This window comes from Streptomyces sp. NPDC002896, assembly GCF_040295225.1.
Classification (GTDB): Bacteria; Actinomycetota; Actinomycetes; order Streptomycetales; family Streptomycetaceae; genus Streptomyces.
Map to the genome: position 1 here is coordinate 79,565 of NZ_JBEOVA010000024.1, position 26,453 is coordinate 106,017.

The 26,453-nt window shown below is 69.1% G+C and carries 28 protein-coding genes and 2 pseudogenes; 18 read left to right on the forward strand and 12 right to left on the reverse strand.

From position 1 onward, the window contains the following. Positions 1-5 precede the first annotated feature (5 nt). From ABT009_RS33720 to ABT009_RS33780, 13 genes and pseudogenes are all read left to right on the forward strand, one after another. Positions 6-1,517, forward strand: a complete 1,512-nt coding sequence (locus tag ABT009_RS33720; protein WP_351303736.1) for a putative type IV secretion/conjugal transfer ATPase — start codon at positions 6-8, stop codon at positions 1,515-1,517. Next, a complete protein-coding gene (locus ABT009_RS33725) occupies positions 1,514-3,319 on the forward strand; it encodes a type IV secretory system conjugative DNA transfer family protein (RefSeq protein WP_351303738.1) in 1,806 nt (601 codons plus the stop codon). Before ABT009_RS33720 ends, ABT009_RS33725 begins: the two co-directional genes overlap by 4 nt. Next, the gene (locus tag ABT009_RS33730; RefSeq protein WP_351303741.1) at positions 3,316-3,651 is read left to right on the forward strand and encodes a hypothetical protein; all 336 of its coding nucleotides are present in this window, start codon (positions 3,316-3,318) and stop codon (positions 3,649-3,651) included. The genes ABT009_RS33725 and ABT009_RS33730 overlap by 4 nt, the downstream gene beginning before the upstream one ends. Positions 3,652-3,726: 75 nt before the next feature. Then, complete coding sequence (locus tag ABT009_RS33735) at positions 3,727-4,890, forward strand: DnaB-like helicase N-terminal domain-containing protein (protein ID WP_351303744.1); 1,164 nt, start codon at positions 3,727-3,729, stop codon at positions 4,888-4,890. A gap of 30 nt (positions 4,891-4,920) precedes the next feature. Next, a complete protein-coding gene (locus ABT009_RS33740; RefSeq protein WP_351303747.1) occupies positions 4,921-5,511 on the forward strand; it encodes a hypothetical protein in 591 nt (196 codons plus the stop codon). A gap of 339 nt (positions 5,512-5,850) precedes the next feature. Then, positions 5,851-6,465, forward strand: coding sequence for a hypothetical protein (locus ABT009_RS33745; RefSeq protein WP_351303750.1), 615 nt, complete (start codon positions 5,851-5,853; stop codon positions 6,463-6,465). Positions 6,466-6,682: 217 nt separating this feature from the next. Beyond that, positions 6,683-7,264: a DUF4913 domain-containing protein gene (locus tag ABT009_RS33750; protein ID WP_502990016.1), complete on the forward strand. Its 582-nt coding sequence runs from the start codon at positions 6,683-6,685 to the stop codon at positions 7,262-7,264. Beyond that, positions 7,261-8,016, forward strand: coding sequence for a glycosyl hydrolase (locus tag ABT009_RS33755; RefSeq protein WP_351303755.1), 756 nt, complete (start codon positions 7,261-7,263; stop codon positions 8,014-8,016). The genes ABT009_RS33750 and ABT009_RS33755 overlap by 4 nt, the downstream gene beginning before the upstream one ends. Then, on the forward strand, positions 8,013-8,492 hold the full coding sequence (locus ABT009_RS33760; RefSeq protein WP_502990017.1) for a type II toxin-antitoxin system RelE family toxin: 480 nt from the start codon (positions 8,013-8,015) through the stop codon (positions 8,490-8,492). Before ABT009_RS33755 ends, ABT009_RS33760 begins: the two co-directional genes overlap by 4 nt. Next, positions 8,489-9,160, forward strand: a complete 672-nt coding sequence (locus ABT009_RS33765) for a hypothetical protein (RefSeq protein WP_351303760.1) — start codon at positions 8,489-8,491, stop codon at positions 9,158-9,160. Before ABT009_RS33760 ends, ABT009_RS33765 begins: the two co-directional genes overlap by 4 nt. After that, positions 9,157-10,086, forward strand: coding sequence for an SPDY domain-containing protein (locus ABT009_RS33770; RefSeq protein ID WP_351303762.1), 930 nt, complete (start codon positions 9,157-9,159; stop codon positions 10,084-10,086). Before ABT009_RS33765 ends, ABT009_RS33770 begins: the two co-directional genes overlap by 4 nt. Before the next feature lie 223 nt (positions 10,087-10,309). Further along, positions 10,310-10,636, forward strand: a complete 327-nt coding sequence (locus ABT009_RS33775; protein WP_351303764.1) for a transposase — start codon at positions 10,310-10,312, stop codon at positions 10,634-10,636. A 5-nt stretch (positions 10,637-10,641) separates the two neighbouring features. Next, positions 10,642-11,319, forward strand: a pseudogene (locus ABT009_RS33780) (IS3 family transposase); the annotation flags it as partial. Between the two features lie 52 nt (positions 11,320-11,371). Here ABT009_RS33780 and ABT009_RS33785 read toward each other — a convergent pair. The 4 genes from ABT009_RS33785 to ABT009_RS33800 all read right to left on the reverse strand — a co-directional run bounded on the left by ABT009_RS33785 (position 11,372) and on the right by ABT009_RS33800 (position 14,675). Next, positions 11,372-13,441: a recombinase family protein gene (locus ABT009_RS33785; protein ID WP_351303767.1), complete on the reverse strand. Its 2,070-nt coding sequence runs from the start codon at positions 13,439-13,441 to the stop codon at positions 11,372-11,374. A gap of 27 nt (positions 13,442-13,468) precedes the next feature. Next, positions 13,469-13,711 (reverse strand): hypothetical protein, encoded by a 243-nt coding sequence (locus ABT009_RS33790; RefSeq protein WP_351303770.1) that lies wholly within the window; start codon positions 13,709-13,711, stop codon positions 13,469-13,471. A gap of 31 nt (positions 13,712-13,742) precedes the next feature. Further along, on the reverse strand, positions 13,743-14,222 hold the full coding sequence (locus ABT009_RS33795; RefSeq protein WP_351303772.1) for a helix-turn-helix domain-containing protein: 480 nt from the start codon (positions 14,220-14,222) through the stop codon (positions 13,743-13,745). A gap of 174 nt (positions 14,223-14,396) precedes the next feature. Then, positions 14,397-14,675, reverse strand: coding sequence for a DUF5372 family protein (locus ABT009_RS33800; protein ID WP_351303775.1), 279 nt, complete (start codon positions 14,673-14,675; stop codon positions 14,397-14,399). 47 nt (positions 14,676-14,722) lie between these two features. On the opposite strand from ABT009_RS33800, the pseudogene ABT009_RS33805 reads away from it, so the two are divergent. From ABT009_RS33805 to ABT009_RS33820, 4 genes and pseudogenes are all read left to right on the forward strand, one after another. Continuing rightward, positions 14,723-14,944, forward strand: a pseudogene (locus ABT009_RS33805) (integrase core domain-containing protein); the annotation flags it as partial. Positions 14,945-15,357: 413 nt separating this feature from the next. After that, positions 15,358-15,711, forward strand: coding sequence for an SPDY domain-containing protein (locus tag ABT009_RS33810; protein WP_351303777.1), 354 nt, complete (start codon positions 15,358-15,360; stop codon positions 15,709-15,711). A gap of 55 nt (positions 15,712-15,766) precedes the next feature. Next, positions 15,767-16,021, forward strand: coding sequence for a hypothetical protein (locus ABT009_RS33815; RefSeq protein ID WP_351303780.1), 255 nt, complete (start codon positions 15,767-15,769; stop codon positions 16,019-16,021). A gap of 42 nt (positions 16,022-16,063) precedes the next feature. Next, positions 16,064-16,276: a hypothetical protein gene (locus tag ABT009_RS33820; protein ID WP_351303783.1), complete on the forward strand. Its 213-nt coding sequence runs from the start codon at positions 16,064-16,066 to the stop codon at positions 16,274-16,276. 446 nt (positions 16,277-16,722) lie between these two features. Here the strand turns inward: ABT009_RS33820 and ABT009_RS33825 are convergent, their stop codons facing one another. From ABT009_RS33825 to ABT009_RS33860, 8 genes are all read right to left on the reverse strand, one after another. Continuing rightward, positions 16,723-18,726 carry a TerD family protein gene (locus tag ABT009_RS33825; protein WP_351303922.1) on the reverse strand — a complete coding sequence of 668 codons (2,004 nt, stop codon included), beginning with the start codon at positions 18,724-18,726 and terminating at the stop codon, positions 16,723-16,725. A 663-nt stretch (positions 18,727-19,389) separates the two neighbouring features. Further along, positions 19,390-21,102 carry a relaxase/mobilization nuclease domain-containing protein gene (locus tag ABT009_RS33830; RefSeq protein ID WP_351303786.1) on the reverse strand — a complete coding sequence of 571 codons (1,713 nt, stop codon included), beginning with the start codon at positions 21,100-21,102 and terminating at the stop codon, positions 19,390-19,392. After that, on the reverse strand, positions 21,099-21,530 hold the full coding sequence (locus ABT009_RS33835) for a MobC family plasmid mobilization relaxosome protein (protein WP_351303788.1): 432 nt from the start codon (positions 21,528-21,530) through the stop codon (positions 21,099-21,101). The genes ABT009_RS33830 and ABT009_RS33835 overlap by 4 nt, the downstream gene beginning before the upstream one ends. 212 nt (positions 21,531-21,742) lie before the next feature. After that, positions 21,743-21,967 (reverse strand): hypothetical protein, encoded by a 225-nt coding sequence (locus ABT009_RS33840; RefSeq protein WP_351303791.1) that lies wholly within the window; start codon positions 21,965-21,967, stop codon positions 21,743-21,745. 163 nt (positions 21,968-22,130) lie between these two features. Further along, positions 22,131-23,198, reverse strand: a complete 1,068-nt coding sequence (locus ABT009_RS33845) for a DUF2637 domain-containing protein (RefSeq protein WP_351303794.1) — start codon at positions 23,196-23,198, stop codon at positions 22,131-22,133. Beyond that, positions 23,195-23,740 carry a WhiB family transcriptional regulator gene (locus ABT009_RS33850; RefSeq protein WP_351303797.1) on the reverse strand — a complete coding sequence of 182 codons (546 nt, stop codon included), beginning with the start codon at positions 23,738-23,740 and terminating at the stop codon, positions 23,195-23,197. Before ABT009_RS33850 ends, ABT009_RS33845 begins: the two co-directional genes overlap by 4 nt. A 94-nt stretch (positions 23,741-23,834) precedes the next feature. Then, positions 23,835-24,530: an ATP-binding protein gene (locus ABT009_RS33855; RefSeq protein ID WP_351303800.1), complete on the reverse strand. Its 696-nt coding sequence runs from the start codon at positions 24,528-24,530 to the stop codon at positions 23,835-23,837. Then, complete coding sequence (locus tag ABT009_RS33860; RefSeq protein ID WP_351303803.1) at positions 24,530-25,525, reverse strand: hypothetical protein; 996 nt, start codon at positions 25,523-25,525, stop codon at positions 24,530-24,532. Before ABT009_RS33860 ends, ABT009_RS33855 begins: the two co-directional genes overlap by 1 nt. Before the next feature lie 377 nt (positions 25,526-25,902). On the opposite strand from ABT009_RS33860, the gene ABT009_RS33865 reads away from it, so the two are divergent. After that, positions 25,903-26,403 carry a helix-turn-helix domain-containing protein gene (locus ABT009_RS33865; RefSeq protein ID WP_351303805.1) on the forward strand — a complete coding sequence of 167 codons (501 nt, stop codon included), beginning with the start codon at positions 25,903-25,905 and terminating at the stop codon, positions 26,401-26,403. The last annotated feature ends 50 nt before the right edge of the window (positions 26,404-26,453 follow it).

The following is a 26,453-nucleotide window of genomic DNA, read 5'->3' on the forward strand; positions in this document are numbered from 1 at the left end:
CCCCCATGCCCAGGACCCGTACCAGCGCGACGCCACTGTTCGTCCCCCGCAACGCCAGCCGTGCCGCGCAGAGGGCCGCCCGCAACGAGTACGCCCAGGCCCTCCGGCAGGCCCGCCGCGCCGAGGTCATCAGCAGTCCCCGCCGACATGAGGAACTCGATCCTCACCTCCAGCCGACCTACCCCGTCGCCGGCCGCCCGGGCCTAGCCTCCGCCCGCGGCGGGAAGCTCCGCCTCCCCGCCCACCGCATGACCACCGCCACCGTCTCCGGGGCCTACCCGTTCCTCGCCGAGGGCGGCCTCGGAGCCGAGGGGATCTTCATCGGCCGCGACGTCCACGCCGAAGCCGCCTTCTGCTACGACCCCTTCGCCCTCTATAACTCCGGCAAGATCGAAGGCTTCACCAACCCGAACGCCGTCCTCGCCGGGATCATCGGCATGGGCAAGTCCGCCCTCGCCAAGTCCATAGCTACCCGAGCAATCGCCCACGGCTACCGCGTCTACGTCCCCTGCGACCCCAAGGGCGAATGGACCCCGGTCGCCCAAGCCCTCGGCGGCACCACGATCGCTCTCGGCCCCGGCCTGCCCGGACGCCTCAACCCACTTGACGCTCCCGCCCGCCCGGCATCCGTCTCCCCGGACGACTGGGACGCCGAGGTCCGCAAGCGACGCCTGCTCCTGCTGGCCGGCCTCGCCCGCACCGTCCTCAAGCGCGACCTCCAGCCCGTCGAACACACCGCCCTCGACATCGCGCTCGACGTGGTGGTTGCCGACGCCGCCCGCAACGGCACCGTCCCGCTCCTGGGCGACATCGCTGCCATCCTCGGCACCCCGGCCCGGCTCGACGCCGCCCTCGACCACCAGGGCGGCACCATGCGCGTGGCCGCCGAAGACCTCGCCCATGCCCTGCGCCGCCTCGTCCACGGCGACCTCTCCGGCATGTTCGATGCCCCCAGCACCATCGCTTTCGACCCCACGACGCCGATGTTGACCATCGACCTCTCCCGCCTCGGCGGCACTGGCGACGACACCGCCCTTGTCCTCGCGATGACCTGCGCTTCCGCCTGGATGGAGTCCGCACTCGCCGACCCCGACGGGGGCCGCCGCTGGGTGATCTACGACGAAGCCTGGCGCGTCATGCGCCACGTCGGCCTGCTCGAACGCATGCAGTCCCAGTGGAAGCTCAGCCGCGGCCTTGGCATCGCCAATCTCATGGTCATCCACCGCCTCAGCGACCTGCTCTCCGCCGGCGACGCCGGCTCCCGCGGCCGCGTCCTCGCCGAAGGCCTCCTCGCCGACTGCTCCACCCGCATCATCTACCGCCAGGAACCCGACCAACTCGGAGCCGCCGCCTCCCTGCTCGGGTTGACGAGCGTGGAGACCCAGGCCATCTCCGCGCTGACCAGGGGCCGGGGGCTTTGGAAGGTCGCCGGCCGGTCCTTCATCACCCAGCACATCCTCCATCCAGCCGAACGCGCCTTGTTCGACACCGACTCCCGGATGTCGGGGGCCCGATGAGCCGGCCGCTCGCAGGAGAGCTGGGTCGGCCCATCACCCAACGGCTCAACCGGACCTCATCAGGCACTGACCTGCTGCTCGCTCTCCTCTTCGTTCTGCTTGGTGCCGCCGTCGCCTTCGGGTCGGCTGCCTGGCTGGTGGGCAACACGGCCAACGTCCTGGTGGGCGACGGCACCTGGGTCGCCTTCAATTCGGCCGAGGCCCTGCTTCGCCCCGACGCTGTCTGGCCCGGCCTCTCGTCGACCGCGCTCCTGGTCGGGGCTCGTCTCATCCCCGGTGTTCTCGTCCTGGCCCTGCTGGTCACGGTTGGTGTGGCCGTGATTCGCCGGCGCTCGCAGCTCAGCTTGGGCCTGGCTGGCCCGGCAGACGTACGCCCGCTGCTGGAGAAGCAGATCACGGCGAAGGCGCAGTCCCTGCGGCCGTGCCTCGCTGATCTCAAGCCTAAGAAGGTCGCCCCGGCGGATCGCGGCGTCCTCGTCGGGACGCTGTCTTCCGGCAGCAGCGAGGTGCGGGCGAGCTGGGAGGACGTGATGGTCGCCATCATGGCGCCGCGTTCCGGGAAGACTTCCGGCCTGGCGATTCCGGCGATCCTCTCCGCGCCGGGGCCGGTGCTCCTGACCAGTAACAAGGCGGCCAACGACGCGTTCACCGCGACGGTCGACGCGCGTGCCGAGGTCGGTACTGTGTGGACGCTGGATCCGCAGCAGATCGCTCATCACCCGCGGCAGATGTGGTGGGACATCCTTGCCGACGCCCGGGATCTGGCCGGGGCCAAGCGACTGGCCAGGCACTTCGTCGCCGCGTCCGTGGACGAGTCCTCGGGCTCCGACTTCTGGTCGACGGCCGCCGCCAACACACTCGGCGCGCTGTTCCTGGCGGCCGCATCGCACCGGAGGGCGATCACCGATGTGCTGGACTGGCTGGCGTCGCCGGCGGAGCGCACCCCGGTGGACCTGCTGTCCGACGCCGACCACCATGCGGTGGCCGCGCAGCTTCAGGGCACGGTCTCCGGAGCGGTGGAGACACGCGACGGCATCTACGAGACGGCCCGTCAGTACGCAAGTTGCCTCCTCGATCCGGAAATCGCGGCCTGGGTCACCCCCACCCCGGACCTGCCGGAGTTCAAGCCCGCCGAGTTCGCCCGCTCCCGGGACACGCTGTACCTGCTGTCGAAGGACGGCGGCGGCTCAGCCTCGGCGATCATCGCGGCTGCCGCCGATGCCGTGATGCGAGCCGCCGTCGTGGTGGCAGAACGTTCCGGCGGCCGACTCGACCCGCCCGCCCTGTGCGTGCTGGACGAGGCAGCCAACGTCTGCAAGATCAGCGACCTGCCCGACCTCTACTCCCACCTCGGTTCCCGGGGCATCACCCCGATCACCATCCTCCAGTCCTACCGGCAGGGCCAGAAGTGCTGGGGTGAGGCCGGCATGGACGCCCTGTGGTCGGCCGCCACGATCAAGGTTGTCGGTAGCGGCATCGACGACGCCGACTTCGCGGACAAGCTCTCCCGGATCATCGGCGACCACGAAGTTCAGACCACGACCGTCTCCACCTCGGAGAGCGGCAAGTCCACGTCGGTCTCAACGCGCACCGAACGGATCCTGCCGCCGGACGCAATCCGCGCTCTGCCCAAGGGGAAGGCGCTGTTGTTGGCCACCGGCATGCGCGTGGCCATGCTTGATCTCAAGCCCTGGTACAAGGAGCCGATCGCCAAGACCGTCGGCCCGGCATCCGAGCGCGCCACCAAGGCCATCACCGCCCGGGCGCTCGCCAAGTCTGACGCCTTCGGGACGGTCACGTGAACAGCCTCTGGAACACCCCGGCCGCGGAGTGCATCGCTGCCCTGCGCGAGCAGGCTGAGCAGTACGACGAGCCGTCCGCCGACCGCAGCTCTCGAGCATGCCCTCACGCCCATGCCTCGGAGTGGTCGGCCGACCGCTCCGACTACGGCCGGCGCCGCTTCGCCCAGTCAGCCGAGGAAGTACGCCGAGGTCGTGCCAAGGGTTTTCGTCTCCCGATGCAGCAGCCCGTGTTCGCGCGGCTGTTCACGGCCTCACCGCATCCCGGTCGTCCGGCCAACGCCCGCAGCGAAACGGCGACCGTCGCACTCGACCGCCCCGGACGCCGACGCTGAGTCCATCCCTGATCTGGAAGTGCCGATGATCCGTTACCTCTCCACCTGCCCGCTGTCGGTTCCCGAAGGCCAGGCGTGAATCCGCTGCTCCTCGCCGAGCGAGCAGTGCTGGGCGCGGTCCTGCTCGAGCCACGACAGCTCGAACGCCTCGGCTGGCTGCGTCCCGAGGACTTCGAACGCCCTGCTCACGCCGCTCTATTCGCCGCGTTCCGGCACCTCGCCGACATCGGCCATCCGGCCCTGGACCAAACCGACCGTCCGACCCCGCTGTCCTGGGTGAACGACTCCCTGGACGCCGCATCCCGCAAGGTTCGCGGACTGTCCCCGGCCTACTTGCATGCCTTGGCGGGATACTGCCCGCGGTCGGACCACGCGCCGGTCTACGGGCGGATGGTCCTGGACGGCGCGATCCGCCGCCACGTTCTCCAACACGCCAGGCGACTGCATCAGACGGCCCGTGCCGCCGCCCTGGTCGGGGATCCCTCAGAGGCGCTGCAGCAGACCAATGTCCTCGTCGGCACTCTCGACGACCTCGCACGTCGGTGGGGCATCACGCGTCGTCCGGCTTCACCGAGCCGCGCGGTGCCCGTTGTTCCTGTTCCGGCGGAGCTCACGGAGGGCGTGGAGGAGGACGAGCGGCTCCTCCTGGCCCGTCTGGCCGACCATCCCACGTCGTACGAAGAGGTGTCTCCGTGGCTCATATCGGAGGACTTCGCGGTCCCCCTCCACGGATCGCTCTACCGATGTCTTGGCGCCCTGATCCACCGTGCCGAGCCAGTCGACGGACTCACCCTGCTCTGGGAGGCTCAGCGGCGCGGCCTCCTGGACGAGCCGGGCGTCACCGAGTACGTGGCCGCGGTCTGCTCGGAACCGGGAGCGGCCAGTGCGGAGTGGCTGGGTGAACGGGTCCTGCGCGCTTCCCTCATCCGCACCACCGCCCAAGTGGCCCGTTCAATCCAGGAACTGGTCGACGACTCCCGACACTCCCCCGGCCACCTGATCGGGCTGACACTCACCGCCCTCGCCCCGGCCGAACACATCCGCAGCCGCTGGCACGCTGCCACGGGGCACGCCCGGCAGCCCAATGGCCCTCCCTCCCTCTCAACGACCGGTGTCACACGGGCTAATGGTGCCCTTGCACGCAGCCGTCTCGGCTCACACCGCCCGCACCGTGCCCCCACGCGTCCAACGTCGCCCACCGCCGACAGCGAGGACCGCACGCGGCGTCTCACTCGATAGTCCTTCCGTCACCTCAGGAGCAACACCTTCGTGCCCACCGCTTTCCCCCAGGAAGCCGCCGAACTCCGCCTGCTGGCGACCCGCTTCGATGCACACCGCGGCAAACTGCCCGACCTTTCCCATCCCCACCGCCAGCCCGATCTGCCACTACTCGCACGCCACTTCACCGAGCTCGGCGAGCTGGCGGCCGAACTCGGCCGCGACGTCCGCGATCAGCACGCCCGCCCAGTATCCGAGCGCTCCCGCATGCATCTCACCCACCTGGCCACCGCCGCACATGCGGCCGGCGAGGCAACAGCCCGCCTCGGCCGCGCCGTCACTCAGCTGGCGTTCCTTACCGACACCCAGCCACGACGCGAACATCCCGATCTCCTGGACGCGCGGGAATCCGCCCAAGCCGTGATCGCGGACGAACTGGCCGCGGCCCGCGTAGTCCTGGACGATGCGGCCAACACCTTGCACTCGCTCGCCTTCCACAGCTCACCACCTCCACTGACCACAGCCGCTGCCCGAAGCCGCTCCACCGTCACAGCCGGCGTTCCTCGTGCTGCCGTCACGGTCATGTCCGCCGGGATCCCGGCAGTCCGGGCTGGAGCTATTCATGGCCTACGGGGCCGCTGACATGCCGGCTGACGCCCCACGGCTGATCGGCTCGCTCTGCTCCGGCTATTGCGGCCCGAGCCTGGCCGTACAGGAGGTTCTCGGCGGCACAGTCGCCTGGCACGCGGACAACGACCCGGCCGACTTAACCCCGAGATCGTCAAATGCATGCAGGGCCTCCCCGCCGACTGGGTCACCGCCACCCCCGGCCTCGGCCGCCCCGCCCAACTCGCCGCCCTCGGCAACGGCGTCGTCCCCCCAGAAAGCAGCTTAGGCCCTCCGCTTCCTCGACCCGCCGCTCACCTGCGATCACGCCAGCCTGCCCGCCTGAACACCAGCCATCACCACCGGAGCAATCTCTTGGACAACCAGCCCGACGTCTCGATCGGCGTCCACACCACGTATGGCTTCACCGCCCGGCTCCGCAACGGCGCTGACTCCGACCTCCTGAGCAACACCGGCTTCGTACCGCTGCCCGGCCAGAACGTCTACACCCTCACCGGCACCCGCGCCGAACGCTTCGACACCGCCCGCCTCGCCCGCGCCGTCGAACTCCTCGACCAGGCACGCGCCACGGTCGCCATCCCGCCCGGCATCCTGCCTGGGGTCGCCCCCAGCCCGCGCCCCGAGCCGGATGTCTTGTTCGGCCGGCACCCCGAGCTGGGGATCACCGCCACCGTGACCGACGGCCTGCCCCGCGCGGAAGCCCTCCTCCTGGGCCACGGCTTTCAGTACCGGCCGCACGCCGACATCTTCGTCTTCCCGGCGGGTACCCCGGAGGGCACGGCGGTGGCCACGGCTGCGGTTGCCCTTCGCCATCTGCGAGCGGAGGGTCACATCGTGGCCGCAACTTCTGACATCACGCTCCGACGTTCTCAACCCTTGATGCCACAGTTCGGAACTGCGGCTCCTACTCCCGCCCTATCAGCCAACCAAGCCGAAACATCTGGGCACTCCAGCACCATGAACCGGTAATCCTCCGCTATCCCCTCCACGCTGAGGCTCAGTCCGAGCTGTCGCTGACGCGATTGGCAACCACTGCTGGCCCTGCATCGCACATCACCGCCGGTCGGTTCTGTCGCCTCAGTCACGTAGCAGATGCTCTCAGGTTGCCGGTGGTCCATAACTCCGATGCGCGGCCGTTCCAAATCGGCGCTGTTCCCCATCCTGTCGGCATGTCCCCCGCTCACAGATGGAGCACCCGACTATGCCTGACTTTCCCGAGGGCTCCTCCGAACCATTCCGACTGCCCGACGGCGATCTCGACGATCTCGCTTCCACGCTCGCCCGGACGGTCGCCGAGGTGCGCCAGCACGGCGCGCTTCTCGATCGACTCAGTTCCGAACCCGGCCAGCAGCCGCACGCGTCTGCCGCGAACGCCAGCGCACGGGGCGAACCGTCGTCCGTCTTCCTCATGGCCCTGGGCGGCGACGCCTACACCGCCGAGCTCCGCGCCCTGAGCGACTGGGTCAACTACCTGTTGCTGCCCGTCTATGGGCGGGAGATCAGCAGTGCGCGCCCTTGGTGCTTCCGGTGGCAGGAGCATCCCGAAGCCGTTGCCCGTCTTCATGGGCTTTGGCTGGCGTGGCAGCAGCTCACTGATGTCGAGGCCGGGCTCGCCGGTCCTGCGACGTGGCACCGCGATCACTTGGACCACACGATGGCACAGCTCCGCGCCCCGGACGGTCCCTTCGCTGCCTGCACCACGAACCCGACCCGTGCTGCTCATCGGCTTCTGCCCGCGCCTGGTTCTACGCCGGAGGCCGGTGCTTGAGGGGCGAAATCGATTTTCGGCTGGATGGTCTGGTTCCGGCGGATCCGGTCTCCGCTCGTTCTGTGCGCTCAGTGTTCTCTGGAGACCTTCATCCGGTCGTCGAGCATCACAACGGCGGCGACGACCAGTCCGAGAGCTATCTGCTGGCGTACGACGAGTCCGCGGCCTGGGGCGTCCCGGGCGAGCCGCAGCTTCGCGCAATCAAGATCACGCGTGACAGCCGCGACGGACTGTTCACGTTCGAGGCCGAGAGTCATGCTCTTGCCGCGCTGGGGATGAACTGGTTGATCGAGCGGGGCTGCCCGCTTGAAGTCATCATTCAGCCCGCCGAGGGGCTGCTGCGGCCAGCCGACGACGAGACTATGCAGCTGGAAGCGCGCCTGGCGGACTCCAAGGGGCGCTATCGCATACGCGACACCTGGACCGAGGACGGCGGCGACGCCGAGAGTCACGTCATCTCCGAGGATGTGCAGGCGATGGCGTTGCCAGTGCGAGTCTTCCTTGAGGAACCGGACTTCGGCGCCGGCACGTACCGCCTCCGGGAAGGGGCGTTCCCCAGCTTCGAGGCCGCAGGCAGCTGGCTCCGGGAACGCAACGGCCCTCTTCCGGCCGCCCCTGAGCAGGACCTCTCAGCACGTCGGGCTGCCCAGGCGAGGGGGCGCTCCACCGGTCTGCCCACCCTCCACGGTCTCGGATCTCATGACTGTCCGCCGCCCGAAGAGCCGCGATACTCCCCGCGGCGGGCTCGATGATGGCGGCGAGGTTCGGGTTCGCTGCGCACCCCGACGCGCTGACCGATCTCCGAGCGTTGCCCGCAACAGTCCGGGACCTGGCACTGCTGGAGTTGCAGGCGTTGGTGCGCGGCAGCGACGACTGCCTGCCGCTGGCGGGCCCGCTTGAGGGCTTCCACAAGGTCTACGTCGATCCCGAGGTCCGGTACCGCCTTGTCATTCAGTTCCGCGATGGCCCACCCGCTGCCGCTCATCGCCGGGAGATCTACCTCGTAGCCGCGGGCCCGCGCCGGGGTTACGCGGTCTACCGCGCCGCTCAGCACCGCATGGGGCGCCACAATCCGGCCGACCAGCCGTCACCGGCCCAAGTGGCGGCTGCCCGCGCCCGCTCGCCTCTGGCCGTACGCACCGCGACAGCTCTGGGGCCCGCTCCCGGATCCGCCCCCACCACCGCACACGCCCACGCCCACGCCCCGATCAAGAAGGTCCACCGATGACCACACCCACGCCGCAGAAAGCTCCTGCCCGCCACGATCTCGTCGAGCTGCTGACGGAGGCAGCCGAGGAAGTCGCCGGCATCCTCACCACGGAGTACCCCACTCCCCCGACTTGCTCGTACCTACACCCGGTCCTCGGACCCCTGGCCGCCGGTCCCCAGGCCACCGCGCGGCTCAGCGACCGTCTTGAGGCATTCGTCGGGACGTCGCCTGCCACGCCCGCCGAGCTGCTGGCGCTCGCCTCGCTGGCCTCCGCCTTGGGCTGGCTGACCGAGTCCCTGTCCGACCTGACAGGAGCGGTCGACGCCCTCTGCACGCAGGCCGGCCTCCCAGACGGAAACGAGCTGTCCAGTGCGGAGGACCCACTCACCGCTCAACACCCAGGAATACATGAGGAGATGGTGCTCAGCTCCCAGGAGTTGGCATCCATCCGCAGGGCCGCCGAGACCAGTGGTCTCACCCCCGGTCACTACGTCGAGGTTCTCTCAAGCGCGCAGCTGGCTGCGGCCCGGATCACGGAGGAGTGCGCCGAGATCAGCGAAGGGCTGCTGGAGGACGCTCGCCAGGTGGCCAAGGCCACGGCCAACGGCGTTCGCTGGGGCGACGGCCCCAATAGCCTGCCTCGCCTGGTGCGCACGCTGCTGGCCCGGCTGGAGGCCGGCCAATGACATTCCCCCATGACCCTGCCCAGCACCCCCGCGACGTGGACACCCGATGGCATGAGTACCGCGTCACCCCCCGTTACCTGGCTGGTTCCCTCGGCATCGGGGATCCCGGCTTTGCCCCCGTCCCCGCCGACTGGCCGCGCTATGAACCGGACGACCTCGGCTCGTTCGTGGTCACCTCGCCGGACCGCCGCATTCACATCGGCTGGAACGGCGACGACTACCTGCTGTGGCGTATCGGCGCCTACGACGGGACCCTCGGGGCACGGCACTGGCTGGCCACCGCCAATCATGCCACGCCGCCCGAGATCGTTGCCGGCCTGACGAGCGCGCTCGTACGCGACTACGGCACTGGCGAGGAGGCGTTCCTGGCGCGCCCCAGCCAGTCCTGGCGTCACGCGGCACAGCCCCTCCTGGACGCGGGATGGACCAGGCAGGCAGCCGAATACGGCACCGTCGAGATCGTGGCTCCGGACCAACTGGCCGGTCTCTCCGTGGATGTTCGTGACCATGGACCGGACTCAGAGGCGTACACCTTCTGGGCGGGACCTCCGGGCTGGGGAACCCGTGCCGAGATCACGCTCACCGCCCGCACCCCGGACCATCTCGTCGTAGCCACAGCCGCAGCGTTGGTCGACCCCCGGCCAGTCCTGCGCGAGCGGCAGCACATCCACCGCGACGTCGAGCACGCGGTCCAGCTGGAGCCGGTGGAAGCCGTCGGCCCAGCAACCGCCGTGCCGACTCCACAAGACGTGCGCCGCACCGCGGTATCCGCCGCCATGGCCCGTGCAGAGCAGGCGAGTTCTTCCATCCGTCGGGTCAGCGCAGCCCGCAGTCGCAGCGCGCCCCGAACCACCATGGACCTCCCCGCCACCACTACGGCTGCCACACCGCCGACGGACTCCGCCCGCCGCGCAGCCCGACGCTGACCTCCCACCGCCAACAGCGCCATGTCCCACGATCGCAGCAACGACCTGCTGGTCCACCAGCAGCGGCTCCACGCTCTCACTGCCCCAGGGACCAGCCTCTCCTTCGAGCTGGTCCGCATCAGCACCACGGCCACGGCGCTGCGCGGGCCTCCGCCGAGTGCCAGGTGGCACTCTGAATCGCCCCGGGTCGAATGGAGGCTCGATTCTCTGAGAGGATTGAGTCATGCCACGCCCTTCCCCCTACCCCGCTGAGCTGCGCAAGCGCGCTGTCCGCATGGTCGCCGAGGTGCGGCCCGAGTACGACACCGAGTGGGCCGCGATGAAGGCCGTTGCGTCCAAGCTCGGGATCGGGACGACCGAGACGGTGCGCAAGTGGGTCCGCCAGGACCAGATCGACAGCGGGACCCGGCCGGGGACAACGACGGAGGAATCGGCCCAGGTCAAGGCGCTGAAGAAGGAAGTTGCCGAGCTCAAGCGGGCGAACGAAATTTTGAAGGCCGCGGCGAGTTTCTTCGCGGCCGAGCTCGACCGGCCACTTCTGCGCTCGTAGCGTTCATCGACGAGTACCGGGACCGCTTCGGCGGTGTCGAGCCGATCTGTCGTGTGCTGTCCGAGCACGACTGCAGCATCGCCCCCTCCACCTACTACGCCCACAAGCAACGCCAGGCTTCCCCGTCTGCCCGTCAGGTTCGTGACGAGGAGCTGAAGGCCCTGATCAAGGAGGTGTTCGAGGCCAACTACCGTGTCTATGGCGCCAGAAAGGTCTGGCGGGAGCTGAACCGGCAGGGCCACCAAGTTGCCCGCTGCACCATCGAGCGGCTCATGCGCGAGCTGGGCATCGCCGGTGCGGTCCGCGGCAAGAAGGTGGTCACCACCGTGGCGGATCCGTCCGCCGAGCGGGCCCCGGACCTGGTCGACCGCGACTTCGTGGCCGACGCCCCCAATCGCACCTGGGTCGCCGACTTCACGCATGTGGCGGCCTGGGCCGGCACTGTCTACGTCGCTTTCGTCGTGGACACATTCTCCCGCCGCATCGTCGGCTGGGCCGCCGCCACCACCAAGCACACCGAACTCGTGCTGGCGGCCTTGGAGATGGCGCTGTGGCAGCGCGACCGGGCCGGCATCCCGCCCCAGCGAGGCGAGTTGACCCACCACTCGGATGCGGGTTCGCAGTACACCTCATTTAAGCTCGCCGAACACCTGGACCGCGAAGGCATCGCGGCCTCCATTGGCTCGGTCGGTGACGCGCTCGACAAGCACGTGTCATCACACTGCACCTCTTCTCCTATCGGGTTCGCTTTGAGGTCGTCGTTGCTGGTCGGCGGTGGTCGAGGCGTACGCCTTGCTGGACGCGGGGCGGGTTGGGTCCCGGCTGAGGGTAGAGACAGGCGTTCTTGTCGTTGTACTTCTCGCCCTCGAGCAGACCGGCACGGTGCCATTTCCAGACGGTGGGGACGCTGACTCCGAGGAGTTCGGCGAGTTCGTGGGCGGTCAGCAGGCCACGGTCCCGCAGCCGGTCGAAACGGCTTGTGAGCTGGTAGGTCTCGCGGATGTCGCGGACCAGGAGCCGGTGGAAGGGCAGGCCCTTGCCGCTGGTCAGGCCGCGCTGGTTGAGGATGTCGGCGATCTCCGCGTCGGTGTGGTCCTCGAGGAGGGTGTCGATGGCGGCGACGATGGGCTTCGGGGTCTGCCACAGTTTCCCGCCGCCCAGCGGGAGAGACAGGTCGAGAGTGTGGTGCTGGCCGCCGGACAACCGGACCTGGGCGGTGATCCGTGCGGCCTTGGTGAGGGTGACGTCCGTGATCAGCAGGCGGGCGATGCGTTTGCGTTCCCGCATCGGGGTGCCCGGATCGTGCCAGAGCCGGTGCACGTCGCCGGCGAGGTGGGCCAGTTTCTCCCGCAGCGCCTCGTTGACGGGTTCGGCTTCATTGCGGGCGCGTTCGATGTCCTTGCGGGCTGCGGCGACCTCGCGCAGGGCCGCGTTCCAGTCCGCTTCCAGGCTGTCGGCGACGAGACGGTTGTCCGGATCGACCGCGAGATAGCGGCGTTTGGCCAGGTCAGCGCGGTGCTGGGTGCGTTGGAGGTGGGTGGAGCGGAGTCGGTCGGCCTCGGCGGCCTGGGCGGCGAGGCGGTCGGTGACTTTTAAGGCGGCTTCGACGGCGAGCGGGGTCAGCTCGTCCAACAGCAGGGTGGCGATGGCCTGTTCGATGCCGGGGCCGGGGATGCGCTGGCAGACCTTGCCGCCGTTTTGGATGGCGTGGGTCATGCACCGGTAGTCGGAGACTTCGCGGCCTTGCCGCAGGTGATAGGCGATGGTCATGCGCCGGCCGCAGCGGCCGCAGATCACCAGGCCCTGCAGCAGCGCGGGCCCCTCGCGCGGTGCGGTCGCGGTCCGCTCGAGGCCGCGGGAGGCGGCCTGGGCGGCGAGTGCGGTCTGTGTCGTCTCCCACCGGGCGAAGGTCATATAGCCCTCGTGGTGATCTTGGATGAGGGTGTCCCACTGCTCGCGGGGCAGCAGCCGGATGTGGGTCCTGCCGTCCGGACTGCGCTCGACTTTGCGTCGTCCATAGCAGAACGCCCCTGCATAGAGAGGGTTGTGGAGGACGTTGAGGACCTGCCAGTGCTTGAGCGGGCCCCAGACCAGCTCGCCCTTGCGGGGACCGGTGCGGATACGGGAGGGGAAAGTGAGACGGTCGGCGGCGAAGGCCTTGACGACCTGGCGGGCCGAGCCGGTGGCCGCGAAGAGGTCCACAACGTGCTCGACGACGGCCCGCACCGAAGCGTCGGGGTCCTTGACGATCCGGTCGGCATAGTCGTGGACATAGCCGACCGGCAGGCCCTGCTTCAGCTCGCCGCGGCGGGCCTTGGCCAGCTGCCCGCCCCGCAACCGGGCTGCCAGCAGGTGGAGTTCGGCCTCCGACATGGTGCCTTTCATGCCCAGCACGAGCCGGTCGTTGAAAGACCGCGGATCGTATAGTCCGTCCTCGTCCAGGATCAGAGTCCCGGACAGCGCACAGATCTCCAGCAGCCGGTGCCAGTCGGTGTTGTTCCTGGCCAGGCGGGACACCTCGAGTCCCAGGACGATCCCGGCATGTCCGATGGAGACCTCGGCGACCAGGTGCTGGAAGCCGTCCCGGCCCGCCGTCGAGGACCCTGAGCGGCCCTGATCGGAGTCGATCACGATGATCTGGGAGTCCTCCCAGCCCAGCGCGACGGCCCGGCCGCGAAGAGCGTACTGCCGCTGGGTGGACTCGCTGTTGTTGACGACCTGCTTGAGCGAGGACTGGCGCACATACAGATACGCGTCCCGCCGCAGATGCTCCGCCGTGACCTTCCCGGTCTGCTCGATACTCACCGCACCCTCCTCGCCGCGTCGCTGTGGTTATCCGCTGCGGCAGCCCCCGGCCGCTGTCCATGCCATGCGCGCCAGCACCTCCACCAGCTCGCCCGCCGCCACCGGCTCGGGAGTCCGGTGGTGAACGGCCTTCGCCGGAACCGGGATCCGGACGACTGCCCTGATCCACGCGGCCATGCCGGAGCGGGCCAATACTGCCCAGCCGTGCCGCGAACCGTGATCCGGCCCGCCGAGGACCGCGGCCCGCAGATCCTCATAACGACGGGCCACCTCGGCCCCACCCACCCGGGCTGCTGGCTCGTCAGCGTCGATGGGCTTCCTCCGCAGTGCGTGGCTCGCGCCGCCTGGCCAGGGCTTTCTCCACCGACCGCGGATGGACAGTGATCCCGAACCGCATCTGGACCGCCTCGGACAGCCGGGCCGGCCGCACCAAAGCGTCCTCGGTGCGGAGCTGTTCGATGAACTCCATGACTTCGTCGGTGAGCTTGCGCGGCCCCTTCGGGCCAGGCTTGCCCGGCACAAGGGCGGCTGGCCCGCCCGCGTCCAGCGCGGCGGCGATCGCATAGAAGCTCTGCCGGCAGAACCCGAAGGCTGCCGCAGCACGGGCCACGGGCACCTTGTCCACCCTCACCCGTCGCACCATCTCGTACTTGACCTGCACCACATCGTCCGGGTCCAGGAACGGACAAGCGGCGAAGTCGTCGTCGGTCACGGCTTCGGGCCGCGGATTGAGCGCCCGGAACTCCTTCAATGCAGCCTTCTTGCCTGCCGGCTGGCTCATCGCGCCTCCCAGTCGATCCCGATGTCATCAGAATCAGACCGCCCACCACCGGGGCCAAGAGCGCGAAGACCGAGCAGAGAAGCGGAAGAAGCAGGTCACGGACCATCCCGAGCCTCCGCACGCCCCCAGTGGCACCTGCGAGCGCCCCCGGCAGCGGCCTCAATCCCACGACGATCACGGCGTCATCTCCCCGACACCGTCCTGGCCACCGGACAGCAGCCCGGCCACCAGATCCGCCAACTCGACCAGATCCCCGGTCCGATACGGACAACCGCCGCGGGCCGCCGCGACAAATGCATCCACCGGCGCCATATCGGTCCACTCCAGCGGGAACGAACACCTGCGGCCCTGCCCGTCCAGGACCAACACCACATCTCCGCGCCACGAGTTGAGCCGCTCGAGGAACTCGAAAGCCTCACCGCACCGGGGATGAAACGGATGGATCAACCGCACACGTCCATCGTCAACGCGGGAAACGAGCGCATTCGACAGTGAATGCCAACGCGCTGATGGAATCGGCGATCGGCCTGTACAAGACCGAGCTGATCAAACCGCAGAGGCCCTGGAAGACCCTGGCCGAGGTCGAGTTGGCCACCGCCGAATGGGCCGACTGGTACAACCACCGTCGCTTGCACGGTGAGATCGGCCACGTTCCGCCAGCCGAGTACGAAGCCGCCTACTACCTGACAGCCAAGAAACCACAGGTCACAACCGCAATCTAGAGTCTCCGACCTACCCGGGGCGATTCACTCCAAGCCGTCTGCCACCCGGTGTCGAGCCGGGAATCCCCCACGTCACCAACCGGTCCGCTGAACGCGTTCACGCCGCCATCACCCGCTTGGGACGGACCCCGGGTCCTCCCCGACCACGGTGTCCGCATCCCGGCCAGCTCCTCCGCCTCCGCCTTCCTCGCCTGCACCGAGGAGGTAGGGGCACCCCCTTCCTTGGTCCGCGCCGTCGCGCCCTCACGTGGGTCGGCGCGGGCCCTTCGTTCAGCATCCGCTCCAGATCACTGCCGACCCCAGTTCGCCCACGGCAGAGACATCACACCGGGAAACGACTACGCCCCTCGGCGCACCGCATGTCAACGTACAGGTGTCCGAAAACACCAGGTCAGAAAGGCCATGAGCCTCTCATGGAGCACCTCACTGCTGCCCTTCCCGTTCCCGTCCGCAACACCGCTTGGCAGGACTGGATATCCGCCGACCACACCGCCGAACCCGTCCTCACCCTGCTCGACTCGCTGGGCTGGTCGGCAGTCTCAACCCCCGAGGCCAAGGTGCACTGCACCAGCCCCGACGGCCACGCCTACGTCGGCTGGCTGCCCGAGGACCCGACCGCGTGGGAACGCGGCATCGTCTTCCGCGTCCGGGTGACCCCGACCGACGGCGGCACGCCCTGGGAGCAGGAGTTCAACACCGACACTCCGGCCGTCGCCGTTGGCGGGTTCCTGTCGGCCCTCATCTCCGCTCCTGCCCCCGCCTCCTGACATGTACGGGATCATTGCGTCCTGTGGCCCCTCCCTTCAGTAATCGGAGCACCTCGTGCGTCACACCGCTCGACTCGTCAACCACCACGCCGACGGCTCGAACTGCCCGCCGGAGCACCGTCATACGACCATCGGCAAGCCGCTCCACCCGGACTGCCCGGGTCGCGCGTACTCCTCCGCCAACTGCTCGTGCGGCGAATGGGAGATGAGCAATCCCGTCAAGGGCTACGTCAACGAGTGCCGCAAGAGGCACCTCGCCAGCCACACCGAGCCAATTCTCGGCCCGCGGGAACTGCTCCACCTGGACTAGCCGAGCCGTCCGTCACACCGCCCCATCGAACTAGGGAGTCCCATGCCCAACCACGTCACCGTCGCCGATCTCGTCCACCAACTCCAGGAGCTTCCGGGGGACCTTCAGGTCCGCCTCGCCGTCCAGCCGGACTGGCCCTTCGCCCACTACGTCGCTGCCCAGGTCGTCGAACGGGACGGCGTCGCTTACATCGCGGACGGCGGCCAGTTGGACTATCTCCCCCACTCGGTCGCCAGGGACCTGGCCTGGGCCTAGCTTCGCTGGGGACCGCGCCGCGCTCCCCTGCTGGAACGTCCAGCCCACCGGTGTCTGGCAACCGTCGAGGTCCTCCTTGTCTGTCCGGACCACCGCCCCCAGACCACTGGCCTGAGCTCGTCCGCATCACTTACGCGTGCGGTCCGAGGCGAGACTCGCGGTCCGGTTGATCGGCTGCGTTCCCGAGCCTGTGGGCTTCGCAGTCACAGTCCGGGGTGGACGAGTTGGACTCCAGGACCGGACCAATTCCGACTGCGAGGACGGGAGCCTCCTGCTGCTTGTGCTTAGACACGCCAGCTACGCAGGAGGCCCTCTTCATGCGTTCACGGTCCCCAACCCACTCGGCTCAGGACCTGCTCGATCAGAACGATGGTGCGCGCCGCATCTCGTTGTCGGCCTTCCGGGCAAACGGGACCGACCGGCCAGTCCGACACGTGCTCCCCCGCCTACGCGTGTGCCACCTGCTCGGCCCCCTTCCCTCCCGTCAGCCGGTCGAGCTGGACCACCACCCCCGTGTAGAACTTGTACACCGCCTCGTCGACGCTCCGGATGAACCCGGACTCCGTGTTCCCCCGGCTGCTGCCCATGCCCTTCAGGAGCGACAGCCGGAACCCGGTGATACTCGCTCCGCTCTTCGGCAGCATGTCCCCTGGCTCCGGCCTCAGCCGCTCCAGGGTGCCCCTCGGGCCGCCTGTCTCCCCTTCGACCAGGGTCTCGATGTGCAGGTCGGCCGGTGCTTCGGCCAGGTGCCGGACGATCCGCTTGGCCCAAGAGAGCGGATAGCCCTGCTCCGGCGCTGGGATCTCAATCGACGTGCGGATCTTCCCGGTCCGCAGGTCGGCCGTGACGGCGAGCACGCCCGGGACGCCCTCGATGCGCACCTCCGCCTGCAGCCTGCCGTCCTGGCACAGCTCGTCGGCCATGCGGGCCCGCCGGGCGGCGGCGTCCGTGCCACGCCGGGCGCGCTGCACGGGCAGCACCTTCTGCCCCAGCTCGCCGCCGAGCCCGAGGGACACTTGACGGATCAGCCGCTCCCAACTTTCCACGGCCTCCAGCGCCCGCGGGTCGCCCTGGCAGAGCGTCTCATCGTGGATCCCGTTACGCACGGGCACCCAGGCCGGGCCCATGTTTTGGAAGCCGTGGCAGCCGGAGTTCTCGTGGTGCAGGTAGTGGAGCAGTTCCTCCAGCAGCCAGGCGTGCGCTGGGTTGCCGACGCCCTCGTGTCGGAGCAGCATCTGCGCCTGGTGTGCGACTTCGGCCCAGGACAGGTGCCAGAGGCTAACCTTGTTCTTCCGTCGCCGGTCGATCTTCACCTCGACCAGCGGGCTGCCCTCGAGCGCGACGTCGTTGGAGAGCGTGATGACGGCCTCGTACCCGCGCCGGGCCGCGATGTCGGCGTAAGCCTGAACCTGTTCGGCCTTGAGCGGGTTGCCGTTGGTCTTGGTCTCGACGAGCGCCGTCCACAGCTTGCCCGCTCGCTCCACCCGGATGACGCCGTCCGGTCGCCGGGGCGAGTCGCCGTGGGGCAGCGACACCTCGGTGAAGGTTTCCATCCGCCCGGCGGGAGCACCGAACCCGGCGGTCAGTCGCCGGCCGAACTCCGGCACCTGCGCCATCACGGCCAGCAGCACGGACGTCGCCCGCATCTCCCGATCCCGGTCGCTCTTCAACGCGGACACTGGGAAGAGTCGCGCGCCCTTCCAGGACTCGTTCTCCGCGAGCGACTTCTTCCGCGCTTTGGGGAGCTTGACCTTCTTCTTCGACGTCCGGGGCCGCGCTGCCTTCTTCGCCGGTGCCGCCTCGTCGGCCGGCTTGCGCGGCGCCGGGACAGCCACCGCGGCTGTCGCCTCCGACTGCTCGGTGTTCGCCAGCAGCAACGAATGCTCCGGTACTACTGCGTTGTCTGCCGCGTCATCCTCGATGTCCACGCCATGCGCGGTCGCCAGCGCCGCGAACCCAGCCTCGTACCCCTGCCCGACGGCCCGAAATTTCCACTCATCGCTCCGCCGGTACAGCTCACCGAAGATCAAGGCGCTCACACCGCCGGCGTCGTCGATCGCATACCGCAGCAGCGGCTCGCCGGACGCATCGTTCAATGTCAGCCGCAGGTCCTCGAGTTCGTCGAACCGGGCCGACTCGTAGCGGCTCGCGGCAATGAGGATCGTCGCGACATCCTGCGGTATCGCCGTCAGATCGAAGCTGATCCGGTCCTCGCTGCCCTCCCCCACCGGGGTCTTGCCCAGCAGCTGCACGCTGCCGTCGAGCGCGCAGGCGTTGTTGTAAAAGTAGAAGTCGGCGTCGCTGCGCACTTTTTGGTTCTCATCGAGGAGCAGGACCGAGACATCCGCGTCGCCCTCCCCGGTTGGACTGACCCACCCCAGACTCACCACCACCGAATCGACGTCCCCGTCGGCCAGGCCCCCCAGCCCGACGTTGGCGCCCTTGACCATCTCGTACACCCGGCCTCCAAAACTGCTCACCCAGCACGAGGAGCCCCCCTCGCCTGTGCCGCACGCCGATATGTGCGTGCAGTGTGAATCTGACGTGAAGGAACGACTCTATCGATGGAAGGAAGGCAAGGTGTGCCGATGGGACGTAAGGCGACGGAATTCCAGCGGCCGGGCTCGCCGCCGCACACCGTGATCATCCCCAATACGAGCCACCGAAGATCCCATCGAATCCGAGATCGCGCATCGCTGCTGCAACAGTCGGGTAGTTCGCCCAGTTCGCTGACGTATAGAACAACAGTTCGTCGAAGTCGGCCCGTGTGATCTCGGGCTCCGCCCACTGGTGGCCGCAGCGGCATCGAATCCAGACGTGCCGACCTTGGTTGATGAACAGCCAGTCTCGTCGGGCGTTGCAGGCTGAGCAGAGCACCGGGATGCCGCTGAGCCTGTACTCGAGAGGACAGCCGAGGATGCGGACGACCGTGGGGCCGGTCGGTTCATGGCTGGCGTAGTGGGGTTGCGGAAGCGGGTCGCTGGAGGTCGGGAAGCCGCACACCGGCTGGGGCCCGGAAGTGTGGCGGGTTGCGAGAGTTCTCTGCATGGCTAGCTCCGTTCTCGGTTCGGTGATCATCGGCGATGCCAGGGGTCAGGGCGCTCTGCGGCTGCTCAGCGGCCGGGGCGCTGCTGTCGGGATCCATCGATCGTCGGCACGTTGATCCGTCCGGCCGCGTGATTCGGCGTGCGGCGTTCAGCCGTTCGGCCTCGGCGTTCCGCGTCGGTGGGAAGGTCGGCGAGGCGGTGTATGCGCCAGACCAGGACGTCTTCGATGTTCTTGACGGTGTCGAGTTCGCGTAGGTCCATGGCCTGTTGAAGGAGTTCTTGGGGGTCGTGGCCGGCGGCTGCGGCGGTGGCGAGGGTGGCGGCCAGGGCATTCATCGGGTGCTGCGGGTGGGGCTCTGTCGTGGCGTTCGGGAGGACGGTGCGGATGGTGGTGTGGTGGCGGCGACGGTCCGGGGTGGGGAGCTGCTGGCCTTCTCGGCGCAGGGCCTCCATGGGTGTGGCCCCAGCCTTGAGCGCGGCGGCTCGCAGGTGGTCGGCGGCCTGACGGGCGGCGGCTGCTTGTTGGGCGTGTCCGCGGGCGTTGTGCCAGCGGGCTGCGGCCAGGGTGGCGAGGACGAGGGTTGACAGGACGATGGCGGTGGTGCCGCCGTCCTCGCCGCGTCCCAAGGCGGTGCCGGCGCGGATGATGCCATGGGCTGCTGTGCGCAGGGCTCGACGCTCGGCGCGTTCGGCGTGGACGTGGCTGCGTGTCGCCCTCTCGAAGGTCCTTGCTGCGGTGAGGAGTTCGGCTCGCGTGGAGGGCGCCGACGTTGCGGCCAGGGCGTCGAGGACTTCGCCCATGCCGACGAGGTCGGCGGCAGCCTGGTCGTCGTCGCCGCGCAGGGCAGCGAGAGTCTCTTCGACGGCGGTGGCGGTACGACGGCGTTCGATGGCAGGCCGCGATGATCCGGCCGGGGCATCGATGGTGGCGGGCGGCGCGGCGGGGTCGTCGGGGTCAAGGCGGGCCCGCATCTTGGGGAGGGAGAGGTCGGGGGCAAGGGTGGAGCCGGAGAACCAGACCGGCTGGTGGTCGGCGGTGCGGTCTCCGGGGAGGGCGACGGCGTAGCCGAGGATGTCGCCGGAGGGGGCTTGGCGGAGCTTGACGCGCAGGCCGGCGTCGCGGAGGCGGCGGAGGAACTCGGTTTCGGTCTCGGCGCTGGCGAGGGCCTGGCGGACGGCGGTGCGCAGGGTGTCGCGGGGTGCTTCGGGGCGGCCGGTGCGTGCGGCCTTGCGGCGTTCGGCGGCGGTGGCGCGCTTGGCTGCGGTGCCGTCTCCCGGGTTGAGGCGGCGCAGGCCGAGCTGCTTCTCCAAGCTGCGGCAGGCGGCCTGGGCCTTGGGCCAGTCGCGGTCGATGCGGGCGCGGCGGAGGTCTCCGCGGACGAGGGTGGCGGCGATGTGGATGTGGTCGTCGGCGTGGCGGACGGCGACCCAGCGGCAGGTGTCGGGGTCGTTCTCTCGAGCGATGCCGACGTCGTGGAGGATGCGGCGGGCGACCAGGTTCCACTCCTCGTCGGTCAGGTGGCGGTCTTCGGGCGCGGTGCGCACGGAGCAGTGCCAGACGTGCTTGGTGGGGGCGCGGTCGCCGGCCTGCTTGACGCGTAGGTCGAGGACGGTGGCGAGGTGCTTGACGGTGGCCTCTGGGTCGCGGCCGGGGTCTGGGGCGAACCCGTCCCAGGACCCGACGAGGTGGGGGTCGGTGTGCTCGTTATGGCGGCCGGGGCCGTAGAGGTAGGCGAGGAGTCCGTAGGTCCGGCTGCCTCGGGTGATGTTGGGGTTCATGCGGGCCGCCGGGTGACAACGGCGTCGGCGGCCTGGTCGACGCGGCGCACGACCCGGCGCAGCCAGTCGAGAGTCCGGACCAGCTCGTCAGGGTGGGGGACGGCGCCGCTGTTGGCGGCTCGGGCGAGCTGGTTGAGATTGTTGCCGACCCGGGCGAGCTGGGCGCGCAGCGCGGCCAGTTCGTCCACCGCGGCGTCGCGCTGTTCGTTCGGTTCGAGATGCGTGGTGCCGCGTGCGGCAGCGAGGCCGGCTGCGGCGAGGAAGCGGGCTGTGGTGACGGCACGGACGCGGGCAGCCGAGGTGATCTCGGCGTGCTCGTCGTCGTTGACGCGGACGGTCAGGAATTGCGTGCGCTGACGAGGCTTCGGGACGCGGGTACGGCGTCGCGGCTGGCGCACGACGGAGACGCCGGCAGCGGGTTGCGGCATCTCCTCGGAGGTCGGCGCCCCCTGGTGCTGGCCTACCGGTGGTTCTTCGGGCGCCCTCGTCCGAAGAACCACCGGCCCGTCCTCGTCCCCTTGGGCGGGAACGGCTCCGTTCGTCGCTCCGTAGGAGTGTCGTACGGGATAGCTTGCTCGGCCGGTGGCCGTCGGAGGGTCAGGCGACAGGCCGTTGTTGGGTTGCGGTGGGGTCTGGCTGGTCATCGGTGGCTGCCGTGCTGGTGCTGGCCGGTCTCGCGAACGAGGCCTTCGATCCAGTCCATGGCGAGAACCGGTGCGTGCAGTGTCCAGGGGATCTGTCCTGGATGGCGCTGGACGGTCCAAGTGCCGTCGGGGTGGGCCTGGGCATGGTGGAGGTGTCCGTGGTGGTGGAGGACGGTGAGCCAGGCGTCGACCTCGGCTGCGGTGGCAGGGGTGGTGCGCATCGGGCTGCTCCATGTGAACTGGGTTGGCCGGTCAGGTTGTTGTCCGCGGGGTGGGTGGCCGGTCGCTCGGACAGTCGGCCGGGTGACCCGGTGACCGGGGCGGGTGGCCGGAGGCCAGGCGGACTGTCCTGTCCCGTGTCCGGCCGCCCACCGCGAGGCGCGGTCAGGACTGGTGGGTCTTGACCTGCTGTCCGTGCTGTTCGCGTAGCTGGATCATCAGGGCGGTCAGGGTGTCGTTGGACAGCGGTATCCGCTGACCGCGGATAGCGTCGGCGACCACGCGGCGAGTGAGTTTGTCCTCGGCTCGGACAGCCTCGCGGGCGATGCGGAGGAGTTCTTCGGTATCCCGGTCACCGCGCCGGTCGGCCGTGGTTCGCCGGGGCGTCGCGGTGTCCGCCGTGTCCTTGGCCGTCGACTTGTCCGAGTGTCCGCGCTGGTCAGCGAGCTGTCCGACGGCGAGACGGTGCCCGGCGGTGCCTGTCCTGTCCGGAGTGGTTCCGGCTTCCGTGGCCAAGGTGGCCGGGCCGACGTTATTCGAGTGCCCGGTCTCATTCTCCTGTCCGGGCTGCCTGCTGGGCGGTTCGGTTACCGGCAGGCTCTGTCCGCCAGTCGGGGTGTACTGTCCGGCGGATAGTCCTCCCAGGTGTCCCGGTCGGCCGACCGAGGAGCTGTCCTGACCACGGACGGCGTGTCCGGGGACGGTGTCCCGGGTGACCGTGACCGAGGCCGGCTGTCCGAGGTGTTCCGGCTGACCGGACAGGGTTGTCCGGCTGGTGGTCGGTGTCCGCTTGTCCGGATCGCGGGCGATCAGGATGTAGAGGTGGACGGCTCCGGCCAGAGCGAGCGGGGCGATGGTGGACAGGACGGCCACCACGGTGTCCCCGAGCTGGAGTCCGCCGTTCCAGGCCTGTTGGTTGAGGCGGACCGCGTGGAGTGCGTTGGCCCAGATGCTGGCGGCGGTCGCCGTACCGAAGAGGGTCCAGACGTAGAAGCGGGCTCGTAGGGGTGCGTCCTTGAGGACCAGGAGGGCGCGGACGCCGTACGCGATGAAGCCATCGATGACCAGGGGGAAGAGGTAGGTGAGCAGGCCCCGGACGTGGATGGCGACGGCCATCTGCTGCAGGGCGTCATAGGAGAGTGCGCAGCCCGCTCCGCCGAGGGCGACGACGACCGTCCGGTCCCAGCCGTTGATGCGTGCCGCGGTGAACGTGGTGGTGGCGGTGCTGGTCATGCCGCCCTCCTGAAGTCTCGCGCCTGGGCGGCCTTGTTCTGTAGCTTCTTCTGGCGCAGTTCGCGGTTGCGTTCGGCCCGGCGAGCTGCGCGGTAGAGCTTCTGGGCGTGCTCGTAGGTGACCTGGAAGATCCAGGCGAGCCGCTCCTCGGGGAGTCCCTGCTGGTAGGCGGCGCGGATCACGGCCCGGCGTTCGGCCTTGGTGAGGTGGATGTCCCGACCTGCAACCGCTTCGTTGACCCGGCTGTAGTCGAGGCGGGTGGCGATGTTCTCGTGCAGGTGCTGGCGTTCTTCTTCGGTGAGGCCGCCTCGGATGCCGAAGTTGTCTCCGGTCTCGAGGGCCGCGTCGAGGCAGGCGCGGCGGACCGGGCACTGGTTGCAGAGGGTCTTGGCCGCGGCGATCTTGCCGGTCTCGTCCGGGTCGGGGAAGAACCATTCCGGGTCGACGTCGTGGTGGTCGTTCGACTGGCAGGCTGCGTCGGCCTGCCAGGTCTGGTCTCCGCGGAGGCGGTGGCGGACGGGGATGTTCGTCGTGTGGTTCATGCGGGTGGTACTCCGGTTGCTCTCCGCGCGCGGGCAGGCGTCGGCGGAGATCGCGGTGGTCTGGGCGTTGGTGTGGGTGTGCGCGGGCGCTCGGTCAGGTGGTGGGAGGCTCGCGTCTGCGGTCGACGGTCTCGAAGACGACCCGGGTGGTCATCTCGGCGAGCCGGGAGGCAACGCGGTCGCCCAGGTGGCCGCGGAGGTCGCGCATGGCGAGGTTGGTGGTGATCAGCGTCGGGAGCATCAGGTTGTAGCGCTTGTTGATCAGCCGGTACGTGATCTCCTCGACCCACTCCGATGCCTTGGCCGCGCCGAGGTCGTCCAGGATGAAGAGCGGGTAGCGGCTGACCGCCGCCAGCTCCCGCTCGGTGTCGTGGCCGGGGCGGGGCCGCAGGTCCGCGTAGAGGTCGGCGGCCGTGGTGGCCAGCCAGCGGACGGCGATGCCGGCCTCGACCAGGGCGCGGACCGCTCCGTACGCCTGGTGGGTTTTACCGGCGCCGGTCACTCCGGCCATGAGCAGGCTGGGGCCGTTGGTGATCTGTCGGCGCGCGCCAGGGTTGGGTGCTGCGGCCTGCTCGGTCACGTCCCGGGCCCAGGCAAGGACTTCGGGGTGATCCGCTCGCGCCATCCGGTAGCGAGGCGGCATTCCGGCTTCCAGCAGACCCAGTGATGTGAGGGGATCCGGTTCTGCTGCGGTGTCCGGGAGGACCTTGGGGTTCATGCCCCGGGCGACGAGGATCCGCTCCAGTCGCTGGAGGGTGCCGTCACCGAGGGTCTGGGGCTCGCGGTTCATCAGAGCTCCTCGGCGTAGGCGGCGGCGTCGACCGGATTGGTCCACGCCTGGTGGGTCGTGCTGGGCCGGGACCCTGCGCGGGCCGGGACGCGGGCGTTCATGGCGTCGTTCACCAGGCTCGGCAGTCGGGAGGGATGTCCTTGGATCTCGGCGTAGCGAGCCAGCCCGGCGCGGACGTGCTCGACGTCGATGCCCTCGGCGAGGAGCTTCTTGACCACGCGGCCGAGGTGTCCGAGGACGTCGCCCGGCGGGCGCTGGGCACAGGAGCCGACGTACCCGGCGAGGAGATCTCCGGCGGTGACGGTTCCGGGCGCTGTGCGCCCCGTAGGTGAACACGATCCAGGATCCAAGATCCTGGATCCAGGCGCCGAGCCTTCAGAGAGGTTTCGGGGAGGGTTCGGCGAAGCCTCGGGGAACCGGCTGCGACCTGCGGCTTTCTCCTCGACTGTCCTGGTCGGCCCGGTGCTGGGAACCAGGGCTATCTGGCGGGCGTGCGTGGCCGGGGCGTTCTCCTCGCGGGGATTCGCGAGTTCTCCAGCGGCCCGGTCGAGCCCTCGCTGAGTGTCCGGCGAAGGTTCAGCGACGTCACCCCGAGTGCTCGCGTCGACGGCAGCGCAGGTTCCCTTGCAGGTGCCGCACCGCTTCTCGCCGTGGTGGTCGACGCAGACCGGGAGCCGAGACTGGCTGGGCTTGTCGATCTTTTGGTGCTCGTACCAGCCGGTGAGGTGGAGGTAACGCTTGCCGTCGCAGCCGGTGTACCGGCATATCAGCCCGGCGTCAGCGAGCTGCTGAAGGTCTTCCTCCACATGCACCGGGGTGTGTTCGGCGCGCAGCGGCCAGAGGAGGCCCGCGATGATCGCGGGGTTGTCCCGGTGCCGCCCATGGTCGTCGGACTGCGTGAACAAGCCGATGTAGGTGACCACTGCCGTGACCGAGCAGGCCGCTACCCGCTCGTTGATGAACAGGTCCGGCTTGACCGTTCGGATACGCGCCATGTCAGCGCTCCCGGCGGGCTCGGCGTAGCAGAAGCCGCTGCGCGCGGCTCCGCCCCGGAGCAGCCGGGATTCCCCTGTTGGGTGGGCGCATGTGATACTCCGTCCTCATGGACGGGGCTGCGCGGTTGTCGCCTGCAAGCTGACCACGCAGCCCCGGATCTTCAGCAGCCCTCGTCGAGGGCAGCCATCGAATGCCCGGGAGTTGCCTCTCCCGGGCATCGTCGTTTGGCCCCCGCCCCGGCGTGGACCGTTTTCATGGGTGGATGGCACGATGATCACACTAGACTCAGATGGAGCACCGTTGTCAACCGGCGAAAATGACGACGGAGCTGCCATTCACGTCAGTAAAGGCGCGACGCGACCGGAGGACGGCCACGATGGACCACCAAACCAACCCCCCTGCACGACAGGAGGGCAGCCGGGCCACGCTCGCCGACCGCTTGGACCGCCTGTTCACGACCGTGCACCCGAAGGGGCGCGGCCCGTACAGCTACGAGGAGGTGGCATCAGGCATCCGCCGACAGGGCGGCCCGACGATCTCCGCGAGCTACATCTGGCAACTACGGACAGGCGCCAAGGACAACCCGACCAAGCGCCACCTCGAAGCTCTCTCCGGCTTCTTCGGAGTCAAGCCCGCCTACTTCTTCGACGACGAGGAGTCGGAGAAGATCGCTGCCGAGCTCGACGCACTGGCCGCCATGCGAGACGCCGGCGTGAGATCGGTGGCCTTGCGCGCCTCCGGCCTCTCCGACAAGAGCCTCAAGATCATTTCTGAATTCATCGAGCGCGCTCGCGAGCTGGAAGGGCTCGCGGCAGCCGAAAACAATTCAAGCCTCAACGAAAATTCCAGTGGCAAAGATCACGACAGCGTGGACTGACGCCCATTTAGATACCTTTCATCACCCCTACCCATACAGATTTGTCCGGA